At 69.4% G+C, this 20259-nt stretch carries 21 protein-coding genes; 14 read left to right on the forward strand and 7 right to left on the reverse strand.

The features are described 5' to 3' along the window. Positions 1-55 precede the first annotated feature (55 nt). Positions 56-304 (reverse strand): GlsB/YeaQ/YmgE family stress response membrane protein, encoded by a 249-nt coding sequence (locus ACZ2G3_RS13825; protein WP_470396591.1) that lies wholly within the window; start codon positions 302-304, stop codon positions 56-58. A gap of 304 nt (positions 305-608) precedes the next feature. Between ACZ2G3_RS13825 and ACZ2G3_RS13830 the strand changes: the two genes are divergently transcribed. From ACZ2G3_RS13830 to ACZ2G3_RS13840, 3 genes are all read left to right on the forward strand, one after another. Further along, on the forward strand, positions 609-1556 hold the full coding sequence (locus ACZ2G3_RS13830) for a L,D-transpeptidase (protein WP_470396592.1): 948 nt from the start codon (positions 609-611) through the stop codon (positions 1554-1556). A 135-nt stretch (positions 1557-1691) separates the two neighbouring features. Beyond that, entirely contained in the window at positions 1692-2537 is an 846-nt protein-coding gene (locus ACZ2G3_RS13835; protein WP_470396593.1) for a hypothetical protein, read from the forward strand. A 54-nt stretch (positions 2538-2591) separates the two neighbouring features. Beyond that, a complete protein-coding gene (locus ACZ2G3_RS13840) occupies positions 2592-3527 on the forward strand; it encodes a lytic transglycosylase domain-containing protein (RefSeq protein WP_470396594.1) in 936 nt (311 codons plus the stop codon). Between the two features lie 13 nt (positions 3528-3540). On the opposite strand, the gene ACZ2G3_RS13845 is transcribed toward ACZ2G3_RS13840, so the two are convergent. After that, positions 3541-5736, reverse strand: a complete 2196-nt coding sequence (locus tag ACZ2G3_RS13845; RefSeq protein ID WP_470396595.1) for a primosomal protein N' — start codon at positions 5734-5736, stop codon at positions 3541-3543. Between the two features lie 127 nt (positions 5737-5863). Here ACZ2G3_RS13845 and fsa point away from each other — a divergent pair, with 127 nt between their 5' ends. The 5 genes from fsa to ACZ2G3_RS13870 are packed head-to-tail and all read left to right on the forward strand — an operon-like array spanning position 5864 to position 9649. Continuing rightward, positions 5864-6517, forward strand: coding sequence for a fructose-6-phosphate aldolase (fsa, locus tag ACZ2G3_RS13850; RefSeq protein WP_419269140.1), 654 nt, complete (start codon positions 5864-5866; stop codon positions 6515-6517). Positions 6518-6540: 23 nt separating this feature from the next. Beyond that, positions 6541-7224 carry a DUF484 family protein gene (locus ACZ2G3_RS13855; RefSeq protein WP_470396596.1) on the forward strand — a complete coding sequence of 228 codons (684 nt, stop codon included), beginning with the start codon at positions 6541-6543 and terminating at the stop codon, positions 7222-7224. Beyond that, positions 7221-8150, forward strand: coding sequence for a tyrosine recombinase XerC (locus ACZ2G3_RS13860; protein ID WP_470396597.1), 930 nt, complete (start codon positions 7221-7223; stop codon positions 8148-8150). Before ACZ2G3_RS13855 ends, ACZ2G3_RS13860 begins: the two co-directional genes overlap by 4 nt. A gap of 54 nt (positions 8151-8204) precedes the next feature. Continuing rightward, positions 8205-8780, forward strand: a complete 576-nt coding sequence (msrA, locus tag ACZ2G3_RS13865) for a peptide-methionine (S)-S-oxide reductase MsrA (protein ID WP_470396598.1) — start codon at positions 8205-8207, stop codon at positions 8778-8780. Next, on the forward strand, positions 8780-9649 hold the full coding sequence (locus ACZ2G3_RS13870; RefSeq protein ID WP_419269144.1) for a 50S ribosomal protein L11 methyltransferase: 870 nt from the start codon (positions 8780-8782) through the stop codon (positions 9647-9649). Before msrA ends, ACZ2G3_RS13870 begins: the two co-directional genes overlap by 1 nt. A gap of 90 nt (positions 9650-9739) precedes the next feature. Here ACZ2G3_RS13870 and ACZ2G3_RS13875 read toward each other — a convergent pair whose 3' ends face one another. Further along, positions 9740-9931, reverse strand: coding sequence for a DUF1127 domain-containing protein (locus ACZ2G3_RS13875; RefSeq protein WP_419269145.1), 192 nt, complete (start codon positions 9929-9931; stop codon positions 9740-9742). Positions 9932-10131: 200 nt separating this feature from the next. Then, the gene (locus ACZ2G3_RS13880) at positions 10132-10851 is read right to left on the reverse strand and encodes a 16S rRNA (uracil(1498)-N(3))-methyltransferase (RefSeq protein ID WP_470396600.1); all 720 of its coding nucleotides are present in this window, start codon (positions 10849-10851) and stop codon (positions 10132-10134) included. Positions 10852-10866: 15 nt separating this feature from the next. Here ACZ2G3_RS13880 and ubiA point away from each other — a divergent pair, with 15 nt between their 5' ends. The 3 genes from ubiA to ACZ2G3_RS13895 all read left to right on the forward strand — a co-directional run bounded on the left by ubiA (position 10867) and on the right by ACZ2G3_RS13895 (position 14402). After that, a complete protein-coding gene (gene ubiA, locus ACZ2G3_RS13885) occupies positions 10867-11805 on the forward strand; it encodes a 4-hydroxybenzoate octaprenyltransferase (protein ID WP_470396601.1) in 939 nt (312 codons plus the stop codon). A gap of 63 nt (positions 11806-11868) precedes the next feature. Beyond that, positions 11869-14088: an OmpA family protein gene (locus tag ACZ2G3_RS13890; RefSeq protein ID WP_470396602.1), complete on the forward strand. Its 2220-nt coding sequence runs from the start codon at positions 11869-11871 to the stop codon at positions 14086-14088. Then, complete coding sequence (locus ACZ2G3_RS13895) at positions 14085-14402, forward strand: hypothetical protein (protein ID WP_470396603.1); 318 nt, start codon at positions 14085-14087, stop codon at positions 14400-14402. Before ACZ2G3_RS13890 ends, ACZ2G3_RS13895 begins: the two co-directional genes overlap by 4 nt. A gap of 43 nt (positions 14403-14445) precedes the next feature. On the opposite strand, the gene ACZ2G3_RS13900 is transcribed toward ACZ2G3_RS13895, so the two are convergent. From ACZ2G3_RS13900 to smpB, 3 genes are all read right to left on the reverse strand, one after another. After that, positions 14446-15627: an amino acid aminotransferase gene (locus ACZ2G3_RS13900; protein WP_470396604.1), complete on the reverse strand. Its 1182-nt coding sequence runs from the start codon at positions 15625-15627 to the stop codon at positions 14446-14448. A 1-nt stretch (position 15628) separates the two neighbouring features. After that, a complete protein-coding gene (gene sseA, locus ACZ2G3_RS13905; protein WP_470396605.1) occupies positions 15629-16483 on the reverse strand; it encodes a 3-mercaptopyruvate sulfurtransferase in 855 nt (284 codons plus the stop codon). A 70-nt stretch (positions 16484-16553) separates the two neighbouring features. Beyond that, positions 16554-17027, reverse strand: coding sequence for an SsrA-binding protein SmpB (gene smpB / locus ACZ2G3_RS13910; RefSeq protein WP_470396607.1), 474 nt, complete (start codon positions 17025-17027; stop codon positions 16554-16556). Between the two features lie 96 nt (positions 17028-17123). Here smpB and ACZ2G3_RS13915 point away from each other — a divergent pair, with 96 nt between their 5' ends. The 3 genes from ACZ2G3_RS13915 to ACZ2G3_RS13925 are packed head-to-tail and all read left to right on the forward strand — an operon-like array spanning position 17124 to position 20222. Beyond that, positions 17124-17558 (forward strand): ion channel, encoded by a 435-nt coding sequence (locus ACZ2G3_RS13915; protein ID WP_470396608.1) that lies wholly within the window; start codon positions 17124-17126, stop codon positions 17556-17558. A 4-nt stretch (positions 17559-17562) separates the two neighbouring features. After that, on the forward strand, positions 17563-19236 hold the full coding sequence (locus ACZ2G3_RS13920) for a thiamine pyrophosphate-binding protein (protein WP_470396609.1): 1674 nt from the start codon (positions 17563-17565) through the stop codon (positions 19234-19236). Beyond that, a complete protein-coding gene (locus ACZ2G3_RS13925) occupies positions 19233-20222 on the forward strand; it encodes a P1 family peptidase (protein WP_470396610.1) in 990 nt (329 codons plus the stop codon). Before ACZ2G3_RS13920 ends, ACZ2G3_RS13925 begins: the two co-directional genes overlap by 4 nt. Positions 20223-20259 lie beyond the last annotated feature (37 nt).

Raw genomic sequence — 20259 nt, forward strand, 5'->3', positions numbered from 1 at the left:
GCTCGTTCTGGCGGGCGACCCCGGGGGCCGCCCGGTCCGGGAAAGGTCTATCGCGTCACCCTGCGCGCTGAACCAGGCGCAGGACAAGCAGCAGGATCACCGCGCCCAGGGTGGCGTGGACGATCGCGCCCAGCACCGAACCCGCCGCGCCGAAGCCGACCGCCGGGAACAGGAACGAGGCGATCAGCGCCCCCACGATGCCCACGACGATATTGACCAGCAGGCCCTGCCCGCGGCCCTTGACCAGAAGACCGGCCAGCCAGCCGGCGATGGCACCGATGATCAGTGCAACGATGATGTTCATCTTGAGTGATTCCCTGGAATGTTGCGGCAACCTGCGCGCGTTCCGGAAACCAAACCACACGGCAAGTTGTTCCGCTGCAGTGCAAACTTGATGGGGCTGACGCGGCGCGGCCACATAGTTTGGATTGCGACGCGCCGTGGGGGTCACGATCGCCCCGCCGGGCTTGACGCGACTGCATGGTCGGGCCCATGGAACGCTATGCGAATCGCGCATGATGGCACCGCCGTTGTCGCGATAGAAATTTGATGCTGCCTCGGCCCTGTCTCTGCCGGCGGGACCGACGATGAACAAGGAACATTCAACGATGCGCCTCGCTTTTCTCTTTACGGCGCTGGCCTTGGGGCTGGCGGCTTGTGGTCCCTCCCAGGAAGCAGCGGCCCCGGCGCCGCAGCAGCCGGTGTCGATCCCCGAGATCTACCAGTCCCGCGTCGACCGTGGCCCCAACGGCGACGCCATCCAGATCCCCGCCATCCGCGCCGCTTATCTGATCGACCGCAACCGCCGCCAGACCGTTCCTTACAACGGCACCGAAACTCCGGGCACGATCGTGGTCGACCCCTATGCGCGCGTGCTGTACCACGTTCAGCCGGGGGGCCAGGCGATGCGCTATGGCGTTGCCGTCGGCCGTGCCGGCAAGGGCTTCGAGGGTCGCGCCACGATCGCCCGCAAGGCGGCCTGGCCCAGCTGGCGCCCGACCGACAACATGCTGAAGACCGAGCCCGAGCTTTACGGCCAGTTCGCCGGCGGCCTGTCGGGCGGCATGCACAACCCGCTCGGCTCGCGCGCGCTCTATCTCTACCAGGGCAACACCGACACCTATTACCGCATCCACGGCACGATGGACCCCTCGTCCATCGGCAAGGCGACCTCGGCCGGCTGCATCCGCCTGTTCAACCAGGACGTGATCGACCTTTTCGAGGCGGTGCCGAACGGGACCGAGGTCGTCGTGCGCTCCGAGGCTGAAAGCGTCCGGATGGAAGGCCCGATGATGGAAACCCCCGAAGGTTACGTCGTCCCGGCCGTCCAGGCCCAGCCTGTCATCGATCCTGCCGCCGCCCCGGTTCAGGCCACGGCCCTGGCGCCGGCGCAACCGGCGGTGGATCCCTATGCCGCGATGATGGCCACCCCGACCGCCATGCCGACAGCAGCGCCGGAGCCGATGGCGATGGACACGACCGCCGTGACTGATCCCTTCGCCACCGCCGATGCGGGCTTTGTCTCGCCCGTGGAAAGCGCCGTGCCCAGCTGGTGATCCGGCGACCCGGTCCCGTAGGCGGATGATGATGATGAGACAGGCCCGGCGCATGCCGGGCCTTTCCAATTGCAAATCCCGCGTTCTGTGCGCAATGTCCTGACACATCCAACCCCTTGATCCGAAGGCCCCGCGATGCCCAATCACGTCAAGCGCGAGCAGGAAATGCTGAACAAGGACCAGCTGAGCCTCAGCGAGCAAAGCCGCCATCCGGCACTGGCCCGCCTGGACGACCCGGCCCTTTATGACCTGCTGGAGCAGTTGCGCAGGGCGCGGGACGAGGCCAAGGCCGGCGCCAAGGCAGGTGCGGACGCCAATGATGAGCCGGCCCGCATGATGACCGCCGGCATCCGCCGCGTGGAGGCCGAGCGGCGCAAACGCGGCCTGCCGGCCCGGCGCGAGGCCGCCTCCGCCATCCAGGCCACCGCGCCGACCGCTTCCACGGTGGCGGCCATCGCGCCCGCCGCGGCCAAGACAGCCACCAAGCGCAAGCGGGCGACCGTGTCGCGCAAGCCCGCCGGCCGCAAATCGGCCGAGGCCCGCAAGACGGATCTGCGCACGGAGCCGCATCGCATCCCCAAGCGGCGCACCACCTCGCCAGCCCCGGCCGCTGAGGTCGAGGCCCCCGCCGAGAACCTGCCGCCGGTTCCCACCTCCGTCCCGGCCGAGGCCAGCACGGCCCAGATCCTGCGGAAGGCCCGCAAGGAGGCTGACAAGGTTGCGCGCAAGGCGGCGAAGAAGGTGCTGAAGGAGGCCGAGAGCGAAGCCGCCAAGGCCGACCGGAAGGCCGCGAAGAAGGCCGCCAAGGAAGCCCAGAAAGCTGCCGAAAAGGTCGAGCGCAAGGCCGCCAAAAAGGCTGCGGGAAGCACCGACAAGCCCAAGGCTGCCAAGTCCAAGGGCACTGGCAAGAAGGCCGGGGCCAAGGGCAAGGCGGCAAAGGGCGCAGGCGCCAAGGCCGATCCCACCAAGACATCCAAGTGACCCGGCGCGGGCCGGCCTGATCCTGCCCCGCCGGCGAAAGACCTGATGACCCTCATGTTCCAGCTTTTCCTCCGTCTTGCCCTGGCCGCCGCGCTGCTGGCGCCTGCCGCGACCGGCGCATCGGCGCGTCCAGCCGTTGATGCGCTGGACGGGCGGGCACCGCCCCGGGTGACCGAGGATCTGCGCTGCAGCGATGACGGGCGCGACTGCATCCGCAAGGACAGCTATGCCGCCGATGTCTGCAAGCTGATCGAGCGCAATGCCAGCGAGCAGGGGCTGGACCCCGCCTTCCTGGCCCGCCTGCTGTGGAAGGAAAGCCGGTTCGAGCCCTCTGCCGTCAGCCCCGCCGGGGCGCTTGGCATTGCGCAGTTCATGCCGGGAACGGCCGACCTCTACTGGCTGGACGACCCCTTCAACCCGGCCCAGGCCATTGGCAAGGCCGCCTGGTACCTGAGCCAGCTGAGCCAGCGTTTCGGCAATATCGGCCTGGCGGCGGTCGCCTATAACGGCGGCGAGAACCGCGCCGCGCGCTTTGTCGCCCAGCAGACGACCCTGCCCTATGAGACGGTGGATTACGTCGAATCGATCACCGGCTTCAGCGCCCATCGCTGGCGCGACAACCCGCCCGCACCATCCGACCTCAGGCTGGCTTTGGTCCCCGACATGCCCTTTCGGAAATCCTGCGAGAAGATGGCCGGCGACCGCAAGCTGCGCGAGTTCAACACCCAGCCCCCGGTCATGCCCTGGGGGGTGATCGTGGCCAGCCACCCCAGCCAGGCGGGGGCTGCGCAGCAGGTGGCCCGCCTGAACCGCACGTTGCGGCCGATCCTGGATGGCGGCGCGCGCGTCGGTTACGTGCGCAAGCGGCTGAACGGCATGCCGCGCGCCGTCTATACCGCGCAGGTGGGCTATCAGTCCCGCAACGAGGCCGCGACCTTCTGCGCCCGCTTTCAGCGGCTTGGCGGGCGCTGCATCGTGCTGAGGAACTAGGCGCGGGCCCCTGTCACAGAAAGCTCTGCGGGTCGATGTCCACCGACAGGCGCAGGTTCGTGGGCAGCTTGACGCCCGACAGCCAGTCCGCGATGGCCGCCTGCAGCGGCGCCTGGCGGGGCGCGCGGATCAGCATCCGCATCCGGTGCCGCCCCCTGACCCGCGCAATGGGCGCGGGCGCGGGTCCCCATAGCTCGGCGCCGACCTCGGCCAGGGGTTGCGCCAGCCCCGCCAGGTGCCGGGCGAAATCGGCGACCACCCCCAGGTCGGGATGCGACAGGATGATCCCGGCCAGGCGGCCGAACGGGGGCATCCCGGCAGCCTGCCGCCCCTGCGCCTCGGCGTCCCAGAAAGCCTCGTCCCGCCCCGTCAGGATCGCGCGGATCACCGGGTGGTCCGGCTGGTGCGTCTGCAGCAGGGCGATGCCCGGCGCCGCCCCGCTGATGCGCCCCGCCCGCCCGGCCACTTGCCGCATCAGCTGGAAACTGCGCTCCGCCGCCCGCAGGTCCGCGCCCTGCAGGCCCAGGTCGGCATCCACGACCCCCACCAGTGTCAGGCGGCGGAAGTTGTGGCCCTTGGCGACGATCTGCGTGCCGATGATGATGTCGGTGTCGCCCTCGGCGATCTCGGCAATGGTCTCCTTCAGCGCCCGCGCCGAATGGAACAGGTCGGATGACAGCACGGTCGCCTTGGCTTCGGGAAAACGGGCCGCGACCTCCTCGGCGATGCGTTCGACGCCGGGGCCGATGGGGGCCAGCTTGCCCTCGACCCCGCAACTGGGGCAGGCCGTGGGAATGGGGCGCGTTTCGCCGCATTGGTGGCAGACCAGGCGGTTCTGGAAGCGGTGTTCGACCATGCGCGCGTCGCATTGGTGGCAGCCGATCTGCTCGCCGCAGGCGCGGCAGACGGTGACCGGGGCAAAGCCGCGCCGGTTCAGGAAGATCAGCGATTGCTCGCCCTTGGCCAGGCGGTCGGTGACCGCCTGCGCCAGCGTGGGCGAGATCCAGCGCCCCGCCTCCATCGCCTCGGCGCGCAGATCGATCGCGGCCATCTGGGGCAGTTCGGCCTCGCCATAGCGGGACCGCAGGTCCAGCCGCCGATACTTGCCCGCCGCCGCATTCACCCAGCTTTCCAGGCTGGGCGTGGCCGAGGCCAGCACCACCTGCGACCGGCTGATCGAGGCGCGCAGCACCGCCATGTCGCGGGCGCTGTAATAGACCACGTCCTCCTGCTTGTAGCTGCTGTCATGCTCCTCATCGACGACGATCAGGCCCAGGTCGCGGAAGGGCAGGAACAGCGCCGACCGCGCGCCGACGACCAGCCCGACCTCACCCCGGCCGGCCATGTGCCACAGGCGCCGCCGCTCGGTCCGGGTGATGCCGCTGTGCCATTCGCCGGGGCGGGCGCCGAACCGCGCCTCGACCCGGTCCAGGAACTCGGCCGAGAGCGCGATCTCGGGCAGCAGGACCAGCGCCTGCCGCCCCTGCGCCAGGCATTCGGCCACGGCTTCCAGATAGACCTCGGTCTTGCCCGAGCCGGTGACGCCGCGCAGCAGCGTGGTGCCATAGCTGCCGGACCTGATGGCGCCGTGCAGGCTGTCGGCCGCCGCCTGCTGGTCGGGGGCCAAGGGCTTGCCCGGAAGGGTGGGATCCAGCCGCGGATAGGGCAGGTCGCGCGGCGCCTCGATCTCGGCCAGGGCGCCCATGCCCACCAGCCCCTTGACGACCGAGGTGCCGACCCCCGCCAGCTGCGCCAGTTCCGAGGCGGCAAAGCTTGCGCCGCCGTGATCGGCCACCACCTGCATGACACGGGCGCGCGCCTCGGTCTGGCGGCCCACCTGCCCCGAGCCGGGCACGATGATGCGGCGGGCGGCGGGCGGCTGGTCCATATCGGGCGCACGCGTGGCCATGCGCAGCATCAGGGGCAGCGGCGTCAGCGTGTATTCCGCCGCCCGCGTCAGGAAATCCAGGAACCCCGCCGAAAAGGGTTCCGCATCCAGCACCCGCGCGACCGGGCGCAGCCGTGCCAGGTCGAAATCGCCGGTCCCCTCGCCCCAGACAAGGCCCAGCACCCGACGCGGCCCCAGCGGCACCAGCACCAGCTGTCCCTGACGCACCCCGGTGTCGGGCGCCAAGTAATCCAGCACGCCCACAGGCTCGCAAGTCAGGACCGCGATCCGGGCGCGGGGCGGGAAAAAGGCTTGGCTCATGGGCCGCGATAAAGACGGGCCGCGCCGCCGGTTGCAAGCCCCGGCCGCGCGGCGGGACCGGTTCGGCCTTCCCGCGCGGGGCCATCTGAAGTATGACCCACCCAAAGCGTACCAGAGGAGCCGGACCATGAAGTTCTTTGTCGATACCGCCGATATTGCCGCCATCCGCGAACTGAACGACCTGGGCATGGTCGACGGGGTCACCACCAACCCCTCGCTGATCCTGAAGGCCGGACGCGACATCGCCGAGGTCACGCGCGAGATCTGCGAACTGGTGGCGGGTCCCGTCTCGGCCGAGGTCGTGGCCGCCGATGCCGAGGGCATGATCCGCGAGGGCAAGCACCTGGCGCAGATCGCCGGCAACATTACCGTCAAGGTGCCGCTGACCTGGGACGGTCTCAAGGCCTGCCGCGCGCTGTCGGACGAAGGCCATATGGTCAATGTCACGCTGTGCTTCTCGGCCGCGCAGGCGATCCTGGCCGCCAAGGCGGGCGCGACCTTCATCAGCCCCTTCATCGGCCGGCTGGACGACATCCACCTGGACGGGATGGACCTGATCGCCGACATCCGCGAGATCTATGACAACTACGGCTTCGAGACGCAGATCCTGGCCGCCTCGATCCGCACGGTGAACCACATCGTCGATGCCGCCAAGATCGGCGCCGACGTGATCACCGCGCCGCCGTCGGTCATCAAGTCGATGGCGAACCACATCTTGACCGACAAGGGCCTGGCGCAGTTTGATGCGGACTGGAAGCAGACCGGCCAGAAGATCGGGTGACCGGCAAGGACCAGGGGACGGGGATGAACGACGCGCTTGAACCAGAGATCCGGGAACGGCTGATCTCCGACCCCGCCGCGATCCTGGCCGATCGCGACCTGATGCGTGCCCTGGTCGCCGCGCGCGAGGCCGAGGCCGGGGCCAATGTCATCGACATCCGCGGCCGCGCGATGGAGGCGCTGGAAGGCCGGCTAGACCGGCTGGAGGCGACGCATGAAAGCGTGATCGCCGCCGCCTATGACAACCAGTCGGGCATGGCGATCGTCCATCGTGCGGTGATCGGCCTGCTGGAATCGGCCGACCTGTCGGATTTCATCGGCGCCCTGCAATCCAACATCGCCCCCCTGCTGCGGATCGAGACCCTGCGCCTGGTGGTCGAGGCCGAGCCCGCGATGCCCACCCTGCCCGAGGATGTCGTGATCCTCCCGCAGGGCATGATCGAGCGCATCGTGGCCGCCGGCCGTCGCGCGCCGCGGGGCGACGACATCGTGCTGCGGCCGGCCACAGCGATCACCCGGCCGATGCACGGCCGGTCGCTGGCCTCCGAGGCGCTGCTGCCGCTTGACCTGGGCGCCGCCCGGCCTCGCGCCATGCTGCTGATGGGCAGCGCCGATGCCGGCCGCTTCCAGCCCTCGCATGGCACCGATCTTCTGCGGTTCTTCGCGCAGGTCTTCCGGCTGGTCCTGCTGGACCGTTTGGCGCGATGACGCAGCGGCCGCTGGCCCTGGCCCCTGCAACCAGCGACGCCTTGGCCCGCTGGCTGGAGACCGAGGGGGCCGTCAAGGACCGCGCCGACCACACGATCACCGCCTATCAGGCGGATCTGATCGCCTTTCTGCACTTCATCGGCGCCCATTGGGGCCAGGCCGCGACGCCAGCCGCGCTGGCCGGCCTGCGGCAGACCGACATGCGCGCCTTTGCCGCCGCCGAACGGGCGCGTGGCCTGGGCGCCCGGTCGCTGGCGCGGCGGCAGTCGGCGGTGCGGTCCTTTCTGCGCTGGCTGTCCGACCGCGAGGGGTACGATCTGTCCGCCGCGCTTTCGGCCCGCAGCCCGCGCTATGCCCGGTCCCTGCCCCGTCCGCTGACGCCCGACCAGGCCCAGAACACGCTGGCCGAGGTCGCCTTGCACGCAACGCCCTGGGTCGGCGCCCGCGACATGGCCGTGCTGACGCTGCTCTGGGGGTGCGGGCTGCGGATTTCCGAGGCGCTGGCGCTGGACGGGCGCCACTGGCCTTTCCCCGAGGGGCTGATCATCCGCGGCAAGGGCGGGCGCGAACGTCAGGTGCCGGTGCTGCCGGTGGCACGCGCGGCGGTGGCAGAATACCTGCGCCTGACGCCTTGGGTCCTGGCCCCCGAGCAGCCGCTGTTTCGCGGCATGCGCGGCGGACGACTTGGCGCGGCCAGCGTGGCCGGCTCGATGCGCAAGGCGCGCGCCGCCTTGGGCCTGCCCGCGACGGCCACGCCCCATGCCCTGCGACACAGCTTTGCCACCCATCTGCTGGCGGCCGGGGGCGACCTGCGCACCATCCAGGAGCTGCTGGGCCATGCCAGCCTGTCCACCACGCAGGTCTATACCGGGGTGGATGATGCCCAATTGATGGCCGTCTATCGTGCGGCGCATCCGCGGGGGTGAACCGGCACAACCCGTCCCGCGTTTGGCGGGGACACCAGGAAAAGAGGCTTTGCGATGACCGAACACGCGATCTTTCACCGGCCCCTGGGGGCCAATCCTCCCGCCGGCTACGATCAGGCGATCTTCGGCATGGGCTGCTATTGGGGGGTCGAGCGACTGTTCTGGCAGGAGCACGGGGTCTGGCTGACCGAGGTGGGCTTTGCCGGCGGCGAGGTCCAGAGCCCGACCTATGACCAGGTCAAGCGTGGCGACACCGGCCATGCCGAGGTGGTGCGGGTCATCTATGACAGCTCGCTGATCAGCTATGACCACTTGCTGAAGCTGTTCTGGGAAAACCACGACCCCACCCAGGAAAACGGGCAGGGCAACGACATCGGCAGCCAGTACCGCAGCCTGATCATGACCTTCACCGACAGCCAGCGCAGCGCGGCTGAAGCCTCCAAGATCGACTATGACAACCGCCTGGCCGTGCAGGGCTTTCCCAAGGTGACGACCCAGATCGTCGATGCCGCGCAGTTCTGGCCCGCGCACGAGGCGCATCAGCAATATCTGGAAAAGAATCCCGACGGTTATTGCGGCCTCAAGGGCACCGGGGTAGAGGCCAGCATTCCCAATCCGGATCCGATCTGATGACGACCTTTACCGCCCTGACCCATCTGCAAGGCCGCGAGGCCGCCGAAGCGCTGGCCGAGGCCTGCGAGGAGCTGACCCCCGAGCCCGTCGGCACCGGCATCTTCGAGATCGAGGACGGGTCCGAGCGGTGGGAGGTCGGCGCCTATTTCACCGAAAGCCCGGACGAGATCGCGCTGGCCCTGCTGGCCGCGGCCCATGACGCGCAGCCCTTTGTCATTTCGGAACTGCCCGAGGTGGATTGGGTGGCCCATGTGCGCCGTGAACTGACCCCCGTGCGGGCGGGCCGCTTTTACGTCCACGGCAGCCACGATGCCGACACCGTCCCCGAGGGCGTCGAGGCCCTGTGCATCGAGGCCGCCATGGCCTTTGGCACCGGCCATCACAACACCACCAAGGGCTGCCTGGAGGCGCTGGACCGGCTGGCGCAGGAGGGGTTCGACGCCACCCGCATCGCCGATATCGGCTGCGGCACCGCCGTTCTGGCGATGGGCGCGGCGCGGCTGTGGCACGTGACCGTTCTGGCCAGCGACATCGACCCGATTGCGGTCGACACGGCCGCCGCCAATGTCATCGCCAATGGCCTCGACGGGCGCGTCGTCTGCATCGAGGCAGCGGGCTTCGAGCATCCCACGCTGGAACAGGCGGCGCCCTATGACCTGGTGCTGGCCAATATCCTCAAGCAGCCGCTGATCGACCTGTCCCCCGACATGGCGCGCCATGTGGCACCTGCGGGCAGGATCATCATGTCGGGGATCCTGACCACCCAGGCCGAGGAGGTCGTGGCGGCCTATCAGGCGGCCGGCTTCGCGCTGGATCGGCGCGACGACCTGGGCGACTGGACAACCCTGGTCATGACCCGAGCCTGAGGGACGGGCGCAATCCACCCCGTGGACAAGAAAAAACCCCCGCGAGCATGACGCTTTCGGGGGTTCGTTCGTCGGTCCGACAAGTCGGTCTCAGCTGCGGGCCGCCTGATCGATGTCGCCACGGCACAGGCCGATATCGTCCAGTTCGCGGTCCGACAGGCGGCTCAGTTCGCGGCGCGTCACGCGCGCATCCCAGAAGGACGCGACGGCCGAGAACAGACGCACCACCAGAGTACCCAGTCCCGGAGCAGTCGAGATGCGGTTCGTATCCATCATCGCCATCATGTCACCTGTGTTCAGATTGCCCCATCCGGGGGCAGTTTGCGGATGATCTGGAAATAGTTCCGGCACCCTGCAAAGAGTAGCTGCGAAAGCAACAATGCCGCTATGCAGCAATCGCAGGGAAAGCGGGGCTTTTTGCCGTAAAACTGTCGCAATCGCACCACGCTATGCCGCATCGCAGCATGGATCTGCTGCTTGACCTAGCGCCAATCACCCAAGGCTGCCTGCCACAGCGCCAGCGCCGCGACCGCTGCCGTGTCGGCGCGCAGGATTCGCGGCCCGAGGCTGACCGGGGTGATAAAGGGCAGGCGCCCCAGATGCGCCCGCTCGGCGGCAGAAAATCCGCCTTCGGGGCCGATCAGGATGGCCCAAGGGCCGGGGGGCAGTTCGGCCAGGGTGGCGGCGGGTCCGACGCGGGCCTCGTCCGCCCAGAGGATGCGGCGCGTCCCGTCCCACCCGTCCAACAGCCGCGACAGCGGCGCCAGATCCGCCACCTCGGGCACGAAGGTGCCGCCGCATTGCTCGGCCGCCTCGACGGCATGGGCCTGGAGCCGATCCTGGCGGATGCGTTCGGAATTGGTATGGTCGGTCTGCACGGGCAGGATCCGGGCGGCGCCCATCTCGGCTGCCTTTTCGACGATGAAGTCGGTGCGGGCCTTCTTGATCGGCGCGAACAGCAGCCACAGGTCGGGCGGGTTCCGCTGCGGGCCGGTCTGGGCGTCCGGCATCAGGCTGCCGCCACGCTTGCCCGCCTCCAGCAGGCTGGCCGACCAGGCTCCGTCGCGGCCGTTGAAAATTGTGACCACGTCGCCCGCGCGCAGGCGCATGACCCCCGACAGGTAATGCGCCTGCGCCGGGTCCAAGGGGACGGGTTGTCCCGCGACCAAGGGGTGATCTATGAACAGTCTGATCCTAGCCATGATGGGCCCGACGCTATGCAAAGCCAGACCGAAAGGCCAGACGCCGTCTTCGACGCCCCCAAGGGGAACTGGGTGGACCGCCTGGCGCCCCGGGCCAGCCGGCCGCTGCTGCGGCTGAGCCGCGCCGACCGGCCCATCGGCACCTGGCTGCTGCTGCTGCCCTGCTGGTGGGGGATCGGACTGGCGATGATGGCGGACGGCCCACGCTGGTTCGACCTGTGGATCGCGCTGGCCTGCACCATCGGCGCCTTCGTGATGCGCGGGGCGGGCTGCACCTGGAACGACATCACCGACCGCAACTTCGACGCGCAGGTGGCCCGCACGCGGTCGCGACCCCTGCCCTCGGGTCAGATCAGCCTGCGGGGCGCCTATGCCTGGCTGATCGTGCAGGGGCTGGTGGGCATGGTGATCCTGCTGACGCTTGGCCCGGCGGCGATCTGGATGGGGGTCGCCTCGCTGGGGCTGGTGGCGATCTATCCCTTTGCCAAGCGGTTCACCTGGTGGCCGCAGGTCTTTCTGGGCCTTGCCTTCAACTGGGGCGTGATGCTGGCCTATGCCGCGCATATGGGACGCGTGGACGCGGCGCCGGTGGTGGCCTGGGCGGGCGCCATCGCCTGGACGATCTTTTACGACACGATCTATGCCCATCAGGATGTCGAGGATGACGCCCTGATCGGCGTGAAATCCACGGCGCGCCTCTTCGGCGACCGCAGTCCGCTCATCCTGACGGGCTTTGCGCTGCTGTCGGTGGCGGTCCTGGCCGTGGCCATCGCGCTGACGGGGGGCAACCTGCTGATCGCGTTTGCGGGGCTGCTGGGCTTTGGTCTGCACCTGCTGTGGCAGTTGCGGAACTTTCGCCCTAATGACGGCGGCACCTGCCTGCGCCTCTTTTGGTCCAACCGCGATGCCGGGTTGATCCTTGCGCTGTTTCTTGCCGTTGCGGGGCTGCTGTGATTGCAGGAGGCCGGACGGGGCACTAGACGTTGCGCAATTGCAACAGTCCCGGGTCTTTCCCTCATGGCAAGAACGCGCCGCCGAATCTCGACCTCCCTGGTGACCGTGCTGGTTCTGGCCGGCGCGGGGGGGCTCTGCTGGGCCGGCGCCGAGACGGCGGCGACCTATCTCGAGGAGCGCACGGCCGAGGATGTGGAACGCGCCCTGACCGGTGCTGGCCATGACTGGGCCCGGGTACAGACGGACGGGCTGCGGGTTCGCCTGACCGGAACCGCCCCTTCCGAGGTCGCACGGTTCCGGGCCCTGACCCAGGCCGCCACCGCCGTGGATGCCAGCCGCATCCTGGACGAGACAACCGTGGCGGCCGTGGACGCGCTGACGCCGCCCGAATTCAAGATCGAGCTGCTGCGCAATGACCAGGGCATCTCGCTGATCGGGCTGGTGCCGGCCGGGACCGACCGCGCCGCGATCCTGCGCGACCTGCGCGGAGAACGGGCGGCCGTGCCGGTGACCGACCTGCTGGAAAGCGCGGATTATCCCCTGCCGCCCCTGTGGGAGGCGGCGATGCGCTTTGGCCTGCAGGCGCTGCGGATGGCGGGACCGGCCAAGATCTCGATCGCACCCGGCGAGGTCACGGTCGTGGCATTGGCCGACAATGCCCAGGACAAGGCCCGGCTGGAGGCTGCGCTGCAAAAGGCACGCCCTGAGGGGGTCAAGCTGCAGGCACGGATCTCGGCGCCCCGGCCGGTGGTTTCGCCCTATGCGCTGCGCTTTGTCATGAACGCCTCGGGGGCGCGCCTGGACGCCTGCGTGGCCGAGGACCAGCCGACCGCCGCCCGGATCACCGAGGCGGCGCGGGCGGCGGGGCTGATCGGGCGGGCGGACTGTCCCCTGGGGCTTGGGGCGCCCTCGCCCGCATGGGGGGACGCGGCGGTGGCGGCCATCGGGGCGCTATCGCAACTGGGGCAGGGAGCGGTCACGTTGTCGGATGCCCGGATCGGCCTGCGGGCCGGCGCAGGTGTCGGGCGCGCGCAGTTCGACGAGGTCGTGGCGCAGCTGCGCCAGGCGCTGCCGGCGGAGTTTGCGCTGGAGGCGCGGCTGGAGACGGCAAAGACCGACAAGCCGGTTCCGATCGAATTCAACGCCAGCCTCACCGATTCGGGGATGCTGTCGATGCGCGGCCGGATCGCCGACGCGCAGATGCGCCAAGCGGTGGACAGCTTTGCACGATCGCGCTTCCAGGTGACGCAAAGCGGGCTGCGCAGCGATGCGCAGGTGCCCGAGGGCTGGACCGTGCGCGTGATCGCCGCGCTGGAGGCCGTCGGCACGCTGCATTCGGGACAGGTGGCGGTGACGCCGGAACTGATCACGCTTGGGGGCGTGTCAGGTGATCCCCAGGCGACCGACGCGGCGGTGGCGCTTTTGACCGAGCGACTTGGACCCGGCGCGCGCTATGATCTGGCGATCAGCTATGACCGACGCCTGGACCCTGTGCTGGGACTGCCCGATGGCGAGGAATGCGTTGCCCGGCTGAACCGCATCATGTCCGAAAGCGAGATCGGCTTTGAACCCAGCCGCGCCTCGATCGCGGGCGACCCAGCCCCTACCCTGTCGCAACTGGCCGAGGTCATGGCCGACTGCGGCGAGTTCCAGATCGAGGCGGGCGGGCATACCGATTCGCAGGGCTCGGAGGGGTTCAATGCCGAGCTGTCGCGCGGCCGGGCGCAGGCCATCGTCGCCGCCATGCGGGATGCGGGCATCGACACGACGAACATGACCTCGCGCGGCTATGGCGAAAGCCAGCCCCTGGACAGCAACGAAACCGAGGAAGGGCGCGAGGCCAACCGGCGGATCGAATTCCGCCTGCTGTCGCCCCGCCCCGTCCAGCCCGACACCCCGCCGCAGCCCGCCGCGCTATCCGGCGTGACCGGCGCGCCGCCCGAGGTCCCGCCTGCCGCCCCGATGGCCGGTCCTGACATGGAGGTTCTTGCCGCAGGCCGGATGCAGGGCCCGCAGATGCCCCCGATGCAGGGCCCCCAGCTGCCCCGGGCCGCCCCCCCTCCGCCGCAGATGCAGGGCCCGCAGCTGCCGCACAGCAACGATTCCTCGGGAATGGTGCCGCTGACCGTGGGCGTCAGCGAAGAGTTCCAGTCGCTGGACGAGCGCGAGGAAAACCTTAGGGTGCCCGTGCAGGCAGCCGACGACACCACCCCGCGACCGGGTGCCCGCCCCGAAGGGGTCGCGGACCGGGCCGCGGCGCAGGACGAAGCGAGCGACCCATGACACGATCCGAGTTCATTGCCGTGACCGCGCTGATCCTGTTCGGCGCCTTCCTGCTGGGCTGGATCGCAAGCTGGCTGGTCCAGCGCATCGCCCGCGCCGGCAGCGCCCCGCCGGGCGAGGTGGAGCGCCTTGCGGGGCAGATGCGCGCGACCTGCGAAGAGCGTGATGCCGCGCTGGCCCTGCTGCAGCAGCGCGAGGCGGAACTGGCGACAGCCCAGGCCGACCGGCAGGCCGCGCTGGAGGCCATGACCGACTGCCGGAGCGAGGTCGAGGAGCTGCGCGCCTATATCGAACAGCGGCTGTCCCGCCGCTGACAGCGCTTCAAGGCCGGGGCGGCGGAACCGCCCCGGCCCCGTCTCAGATGCCGGCGTCGATGATCGCGCGGGCCAGGACCGGAACGGTGTCGCGGTTCAACCCGGCGATGTTCAGCCGCGAATCGCCTACCATGTAGATGGCCGCGTCGGACTTGAGCGTCTGCACCTGTTCGGGGCTGGCGCCCAGGCGCGAGAACATGCCGCGATGCTGCGCGATGAAGTCGAAGCGGTCGCTGCCCGTCAGGTCGCGCAGCTCGGCGGCCAGCTGGTCGCGCAGACCCAGCATGGTGTTGCGCACCTCCTCCAGTTCGGCGGCCCAGTCGGCACGCAGCGCGTCGTCGGTCAAAATGGTGCTGACGATGCGCGCGCCATGGTCGGGCGGAAAGGAGTAGTTCTGGCGGTTCAGATAGGCCATCGACCCCTGCGCCAGGTCCCGCGCGGCGGTGTTTTCCGCCAACGCCATCAGGATGCCGGTCCGTTCGCGATAGATGCCGAAGTTCTTGGAGCAGGACGCCGCGATCAGCACCTCGGGCAGGCGCGAGGCGACCAGACGCGTCGCCTCGGCATCGGCGTCAAGCCCGTCGCCGAAGCCCTGATAGGCCAAGTCGATCAGCGGGATGGCCCCCGATTTTTCCAGGATCGCCACGACCTGCGCCCATTGATCGATCGTCAGGTTCGCGCCGGTCGGGTTGTGGCAGCAGCCGTGCAGCAGGACGATGTCGCCCCGGCCCGCCTGCGCGATGTCGGCCTTCATGCCCTCGAAATCGACGCCGCGCGTCGCTGCGTCGAAATAGCGGTATTCGGTGAAGGGCAGACCCATGAAGGTCATGATCGACAGGTGGTTCGGCCAGGTCGGGTTCGACACGAATACACGAACATCGGGATTGGCCAGCCGCGCCAGCTCCAGCGCCTGCCGGATCGCGCCGGTGCCGCCGACGGTCGCGACCGAGGCCAGCCGGTCGGCCGGCACGTCGCCCAGCACCATCCGTGCCATCGCGCTGCGGTATTCAGGTTCGCCGGCCAAGCCGGTATAGGCCTTGGTGGTCTGAGTTTCCCAGATCCGCTGTTCGGCCGCCTTGACCGCGCGCATGACCGGGGTGACGCCCTGCGGGTCCTTGTAGACGCCCACGCCCAGGTCGATCTTGCCCTGACGGGTGTCGGCCTTGAATTCCTCGATCAGCATCAGGATCTTGTCAGGGGCTTGGGCTTTGAGGTTGGACAGCATCTCAGGCGTCTCCAGTTGCGATGTTCAGGTCGGCGAAGCTGCCCCATTCGGTCCAGCTTCCGTCATAGAGCGAGTGGTTGCGGTGCCCGATCCGTTCCAGCGCAAAGGACAGGATCGCGGCGGTCACGCCGCTGCCGCAGGTGGTGATGGCGGGCCGGGAGAGGTCCACGCCGGCCTCCTCGAAGGCGGTGCGGATCGCCTCGGGGGCGATCATGGTGCCGTCGGCGTTGAACAGGCGGCCAAAGGGCAGGTTACGGGCGCCGGGGATGTGGCCCGCCCGCAGGCCGGGACGCGGCTCGTCCACCTCGCCGCTGAACCGTTCGGGCGCGCGGGCGTCGATGATCGCGTGATCGCCCAGCTTCGATGCGGCAGCGACCTGCGTCACGTCGCGCACCAGCGCCGCCTGGCGCTGCACGGTGATGTGGCGGTCGCGCATGATGGGGGGCATGTCCTCGACCGGGCGTCCCTCGGCCTGCCACTTGGCCAGGCCCCCGTCCAGCACCGCCACGTCGGTCTTGCCCATCAGTCGAAAGGTCCACCAGACGCGAAAGGCGCTGCGGATATCGGAATTGTCATAGATGACGATCTGGTGGCCGTCGCCGATGCCCATGGCGCGCATCCGGCTGATGAACATCTCGACCGGGGGCGCCATGTGCGGCAGGGCGCTGCGCTTGTCGCTGATCGCGTCAATGTCGAAGAAGCGCGCATGGGGGATGTGGACGGCGTCGTATTCGGCGCGGGCGTCACGGCCCGTGGCGGGCATGTGCCAACTGGCGTCGATGATGCGCAGGTCGGGATCGTTCAGATGGGCGGCCAGCCAATCGGTCGAGACCAGTGTCTTCGGATCGTCCTGCATCGCATGTCCCCCCTTGCTTGCGCCGCCCCGATCTACAGGGGCGCAGGCGGGGCTGCAATGCCGCAAGGGTCTATCCCTGCTTCAGAAGCCGCTGTTTTTGCCGGTTCCAGTCGCGCTTGGCGCTGGTTTCGCGCTTGTCGTGGTTCTTCTTGCCCTTGGCGACGCCGACCTTCAGCTTCACGATGCCGCGATGGTTGAAATACATCACCAGCGGGACCAGCGTCATCCCCTCGCGCGCTGTGGCCTGCCACAGGCGGGCCAGCTCGCGCCTGTTGACCAGCAGCTTGCGGCGGCGGCGCTCCTCGTGGCCAAAGACGCCGGCGCGGGCCAGGGCCGCGATATAGCCGTTGATCAGCCACAGCTCTCCGCCCTCGACCGAGGCATAGCTTTCGGCAATGTTGGACTGGCCGGTCCGCAGCGACTTGACCTCGGACCCGGTCAGCATGATCCCCACCTCGAGATCGCTCTCGATGAAGTAGTCGAAGCGTGCCCGCCGGTTCTCGGCGATCACCTTGTAGTTGCTGCTGTCATCATCCTTGGCCATGACCATGCCAGATAGGTGCGGCGCAGGCCCGTGTAAAGGTGCCGTTGCGCGTCCAGGCCGCCCTGCGCTAGCACTGTGGCGGGGGGACATGCGATGATGGGACAGATCGCTTTCGGGTCGGTGCTGATGGTGATCAGCGTGCTGATCGCCGGACAGGCGGTCTGGGCGCTGGAGGCGGCCTTTGCCCGCTGGTCCCGCTGGCTGATGCAGGCCCCGCACCGGCCCAAGCTGGTCCTGGTCGTGGTGGCGACCAGCCTTGCGGTGCTGGCGATGCTGACGGCCTCGGTCTGGCTCTGGGCCGCGACCTTCCATCTGCTGGGCGTCTTCGCCAGCTTTGAGGAATCCATGTATTTCACCTTGGTGACCTTTACCACGCTTGGCTATGGCGACGTGCTGATGCCCCGGGACTGGCGCATCCTCGGCGGCATGGCGGCGGCCAACGGCTTGCTGAACTTTGGCCTGATGACGGCCTTCATGGTCGAGGCGCTGCGGCATGTCCGCGTGCGCCAGATCGAATTCACGAAAGGATGAACGGATGCGGCATGGCGGGCAGATCCTGGTCCAGGCGCTGCGCCTGAACGGCGTCACGCGGGTGTTCTCGGTGCCGGGGGAAAGCTTTCTTGCGGCGCTGGACGGGCTGCATGACAGCGGCATCGCCAATATCGTCTGCCGCCACGAGGGCGGCGCCGCGATGATGGCCGAGGCCACGGGCAAGCTGACGGGGCGGCCGGGCGTGGCCTTCGTCACCCGCGGGCCGGGTGCCACCAATGCCAGCGCGGGCGTCCATGTCGCGCGCCAGGATTCGACGCCCATGATCCTTTTCGTCGGCCAGATCGCGCGCGGGCACCAGGATCGCGAGGCCTTTCAGGAAGTCGATTACCGCGCCATGTTCCGGCCCCTGGCGAAATGGGTGGCGCAGATCGACAGCACCGACCGCATCGCGGAATACGTGGCGCGCGCCTTTCACGTCGCGCAGTCGGGCCGCCCCGGCCCCGTCGTGCTGGCCCTGCCCGAGGACATGCTGTCGGGCCAAACCTGCATTCCCGACCTGGCGCCCGCCCGCCTGCCGCTGGCCCATGTCGCGCCCGAATCGGTCTCGACCCTGGCGCGGGCGCTGTCGACGGCGCGCCGACCGCTGGTGGTGGCGGGCGGCAGCCTGTGGTCGCAGCAGGCGGCCGACGACCTCGCCCGCTTTGCCGCGGCCTGGGACCTGCCGGTGGCGGTGCCCTTCCGGCGGCAGGACCGGATGGACAACCGCCTGCCGCATTACGTGGGCGACCTGGGCGTGGGCATGAACCCGGCCCTGGGCCGCGCCCTGGCCGAGGCGGACGTGATCCTGTCGCTCGGCTCCCGCCTGGGGGACACGCTGACGGATGGCTATGCGCTGATGGACCCGGTGCGCCCGCAGGCCCGTGTGATGCTGGTCCATCCCGACCCGGACCAGCTGGGCCAGCTGTGGCGTCCAGATCCCGGACTGGCGGCCGATCCGCGCGCGGTGGTGGCGGCCCTGGCCGACATGCCCGCCCCGCCCGCGCCCTGGTCCGATTGGCGGGCGCGCCTGCGCCGGGAGTATGAGGCCTGGCAGACCCCGCGCCGCACCCCCGGCGCCCTGCGTCTGGAACATGTGGTCACCTGGCTGGCCGATCACCTGCCCCACGACGCGATCCTGACCAATGGCGCGGGCAATTACGCGGCCTTCCTGCACCGCTATTACCGCTGGCGGCAGGTCGGAACGCAGCTTGCGCCGACCTCGGGGTCGATGGGGTATGGCCTGCCCGCGGCCATCGCCGCCAGCCTGATGCATCCCGACCGGATGGCCGTCTGCCTGGCCGGGGACGGCTGCCTTCAGATGACGCTGAACGAGCTGTCCACTGCCGCGCAATACGGCGCCACGCCCATCGTCATCGTCGCCAACAACGGCCGCTACGGCACGATCCGCATGCACCAGGAGCGCCATTATCCCGGTCGCGTCTCGGGCACCGACCTGTTCAACCCCGATTTTGCCGCCCTCGCCCGCGCCTATGGCGGCCACGGGGAACGGGTCGAGCGGGACGAGGATTTCGCGCCCGCCTTTGAGCGCGCGCGCTTGTCGGGCCGGCTGGCCGTGATTGATCTGCGCCTGGATCCCGAGGCACTGACCACCGGCGCCACCCTGTCCCAGACCCGGAAGGCCGCCCTGCAGGCGCGGGCGACCGTGGGCGGCGCATGAGGCCCGGTCCGCGCAACCTGATCACGGATGTGGCGGGGCTGCGGGTCGGGAACGCGCAGGATGCGGGCCTGCGGTCGGGGGTGACGGTCCTGACCGCCGATGCGCCCTTTGCGGCCTCGGTCAAGGTGATGGGAGGCGCGCCCGGCACGCGCGAGACCGACCTGCTGGCCCCAGACAAGCTGGTGGGCGGGGTCGATGCGCTGGTCCTGTCGGGCGGATCGGCCTTTGGCTTGGCCGCCTGCGACGGGGTGATGGAGGCGCTGCATACCGCCGGACGCGGCTTTGCCGTGGGCGCGGCGCGGGTGCCCATCGTTCCGGGTGCGATCGTCTTTGACCTGCTGAACGGCGGCGACAAGGGTTGGGGCGTCAACCCCTATCCCGGCCTGGGCCGCAGGGCGTGGGAAGGTGCGGCGGCAGATTTTCCCCTGGGCTCGGTCGGGGCCGGAACGGGGGCGATGACGGGCAACCTGAAGGGGGGTCTTGGCGCTGCCTCGGCGGTGCTGTCCTGCGGCGCGACCGTCGGCGCGCTGGTGGTGGTGAATGCCCTCGGCACCGCGACCGTGGGCGATCATCCGCAGTTCTGGGCGGCACCTTGGGAGCTGGAGGGCGAATTCGGCGGCCTGGGCCTGCCCGCGCAGTTCCCCGCCGCCGATGAGCCCCGCCCCGCCAAGCGGCTTGGCGAGGCGACCACCATCGCCATCGTTGCCACCGACGCAAACCTGGACAAGGCCGGGTTGCAGCGCCTGGCGACAGCCGCCCATGACGGCCTGGCCCGCGCGCTGGTGCCCAGCCATACGCCGCTGGACGGCGATCTGGTCTTTGCGGCCTCGACCGCTGCGCGGCCGCTGGCCGATCCGGTGGCGGATGCGTTCAGGCTGGGCCATGCCGCGGGCTGCGTTCTGGCCCGGGCCATTGCCCGTGGGGTTCATGCAGCGCAGCCGATGGAGGGCGACCTGCAGCCCTGCTGGTCCGACCGTTTTCCATGAAAAAGGGCGGTGCGACCAAGCGCACCGCCCCCAGAGA

This window comes from Paracoccus sp. KKT209, assembly GCF_055635455.1.

Coding starts and splice junctions, on each gene's coding strand:
- ACZ2G3_RS13900 (WP_470396604.1), bottom strand. CDS start 15,627: ATGCTGTCCAACCTCAAAGCCCAAGCCCCTGACAAGATCCTGATGCTG.
- ACZ2G3_RS13830 (WP_470396592.1), top strand. CDS start 609: ATGCGCCTCGCTTTTCTCTTTACGGCGCTGGCCTTGGGGCTGGCGGCT.
- ACZ2G3_RS13870 (WP_419269144.1), top strand. CDS start 8,780: ATGACGACCTTTACCGCCCTGACCCATCTGCAAGGCCGCGAGGCCGCC.
- ACZ2G3_RS13845 (WP_470396595.1), bottom strand. CDS start 5,736: ATGAGCCAAGCCTTTTTCCCGCCCCGCGCCCGGATCGCGGTCCTGACT.
- ACZ2G3_RS13855 (WP_470396596.1), top strand. CDS start 6,541: ATGAACGACGCGCTTGAACCAGAGATCCGGGAACGGCTGATCTCCGAC.
- smpB (WP_470396607.1), bottom strand. CDS start 17,027: ATGGCCAAGGATGATGACAGCAGCAACTACAAGGTGATCGCCGAGAAC.
- ubiA (WP_470396601.1), top strand. CDS start 10,867: ATGCAAAGCCAGACCGAAAGGCCAGACGCCGTCTTCGACGCCCCCAAG.
- ACZ2G3_RS13880 (WP_470396600.1), bottom strand. CDS start 10,851: ATGGCTAGGATCAGACTGTTCATAGATCACCCCTTGGTCGCGGGACAA.
- ACZ2G3_RS13840 (WP_470396594.1), top strand. CDS start 2,592: ATGTTCCAGCTTTTCCTCCGTCTTGCCCTGGCCGCCGCGCTGCTGGCG.
- ACZ2G3_RS13915 (WP_470396608.1), top strand. CDS start 17,124: ATGGGACAGATCGCTTTCGGGTCGGTGCTGATGGTGATCAGCGTGCTG.
- ACZ2G3_RS13895 (WP_470396603.1), top strand. CDS start 14,085: ATGACACGATCCGAGTTCATTGCCGTGACCGCGCTGATCCTGTTCGGC.
- msrA (WP_470396598.1), top strand. CDS start 8,205: ATGACCGAACACGCGATCTTTCACCGGCCCCTGGGGGCCAATCCTCCC.
- ACZ2G3_RS13835 (WP_470396593.1), top strand. CDS start 1,692: ATGCCCAATCACGTCAAGCGCGAGCAGGAAATGCTGAACAAGGACCAG.
- ACZ2G3_RS13825 (WP_470396591.1), bottom strand. CDS start 304: ATGAACATCATCGTTGCACTGATCATCGGTGCCATCGCCGGCTGGCTG.
- ACZ2G3_RS13875 (WP_419269145.1), bottom strand. CDS start 9,931: ATGGCGATGATGGATACGAACCGCATCTCGACTGCTCCGGGACTGGGT.
- ACZ2G3_RS13925 (WP_470396610.1), top strand. CDS start 19,233: ATGAGGCCCGGTCCGCGCAACCTGATCACGGATGTGGCGGGGCTGCGG.
- ACZ2G3_RS13860 (WP_470396597.1), top strand. CDS start 7,221: ATGACGCAGCGGCCGCTGGCCCTGGCCCCTGCAACCAGCGACGCCTTG.
- sseA (WP_470396605.1), bottom strand. CDS start 16,483: ATGCAGGACGATCCGAAGACACTGGTCTCGACCGATTGGCTGGCCGCC.
- ACZ2G3_RS13890 (WP_470396602.1), top strand. CDS start 11,869: ATGGCAAGAACGCGCCGCCGAATCTCGACCTCCCTGGTGACCGTGCTG.
- ACZ2G3_RS13920 (WP_470396609.1), top strand. CDS start 17,563: ATGCGGCATGGCGGGCAGATCCTGGTCCAGGCGCTGCGCCTGAACGGC.
- fsa (WP_419269140.1), top strand. CDS start 5,864: ATGAAGTTCTTTGTCGATACCGCCGATATTGCCGCCATCCGCGAACTG.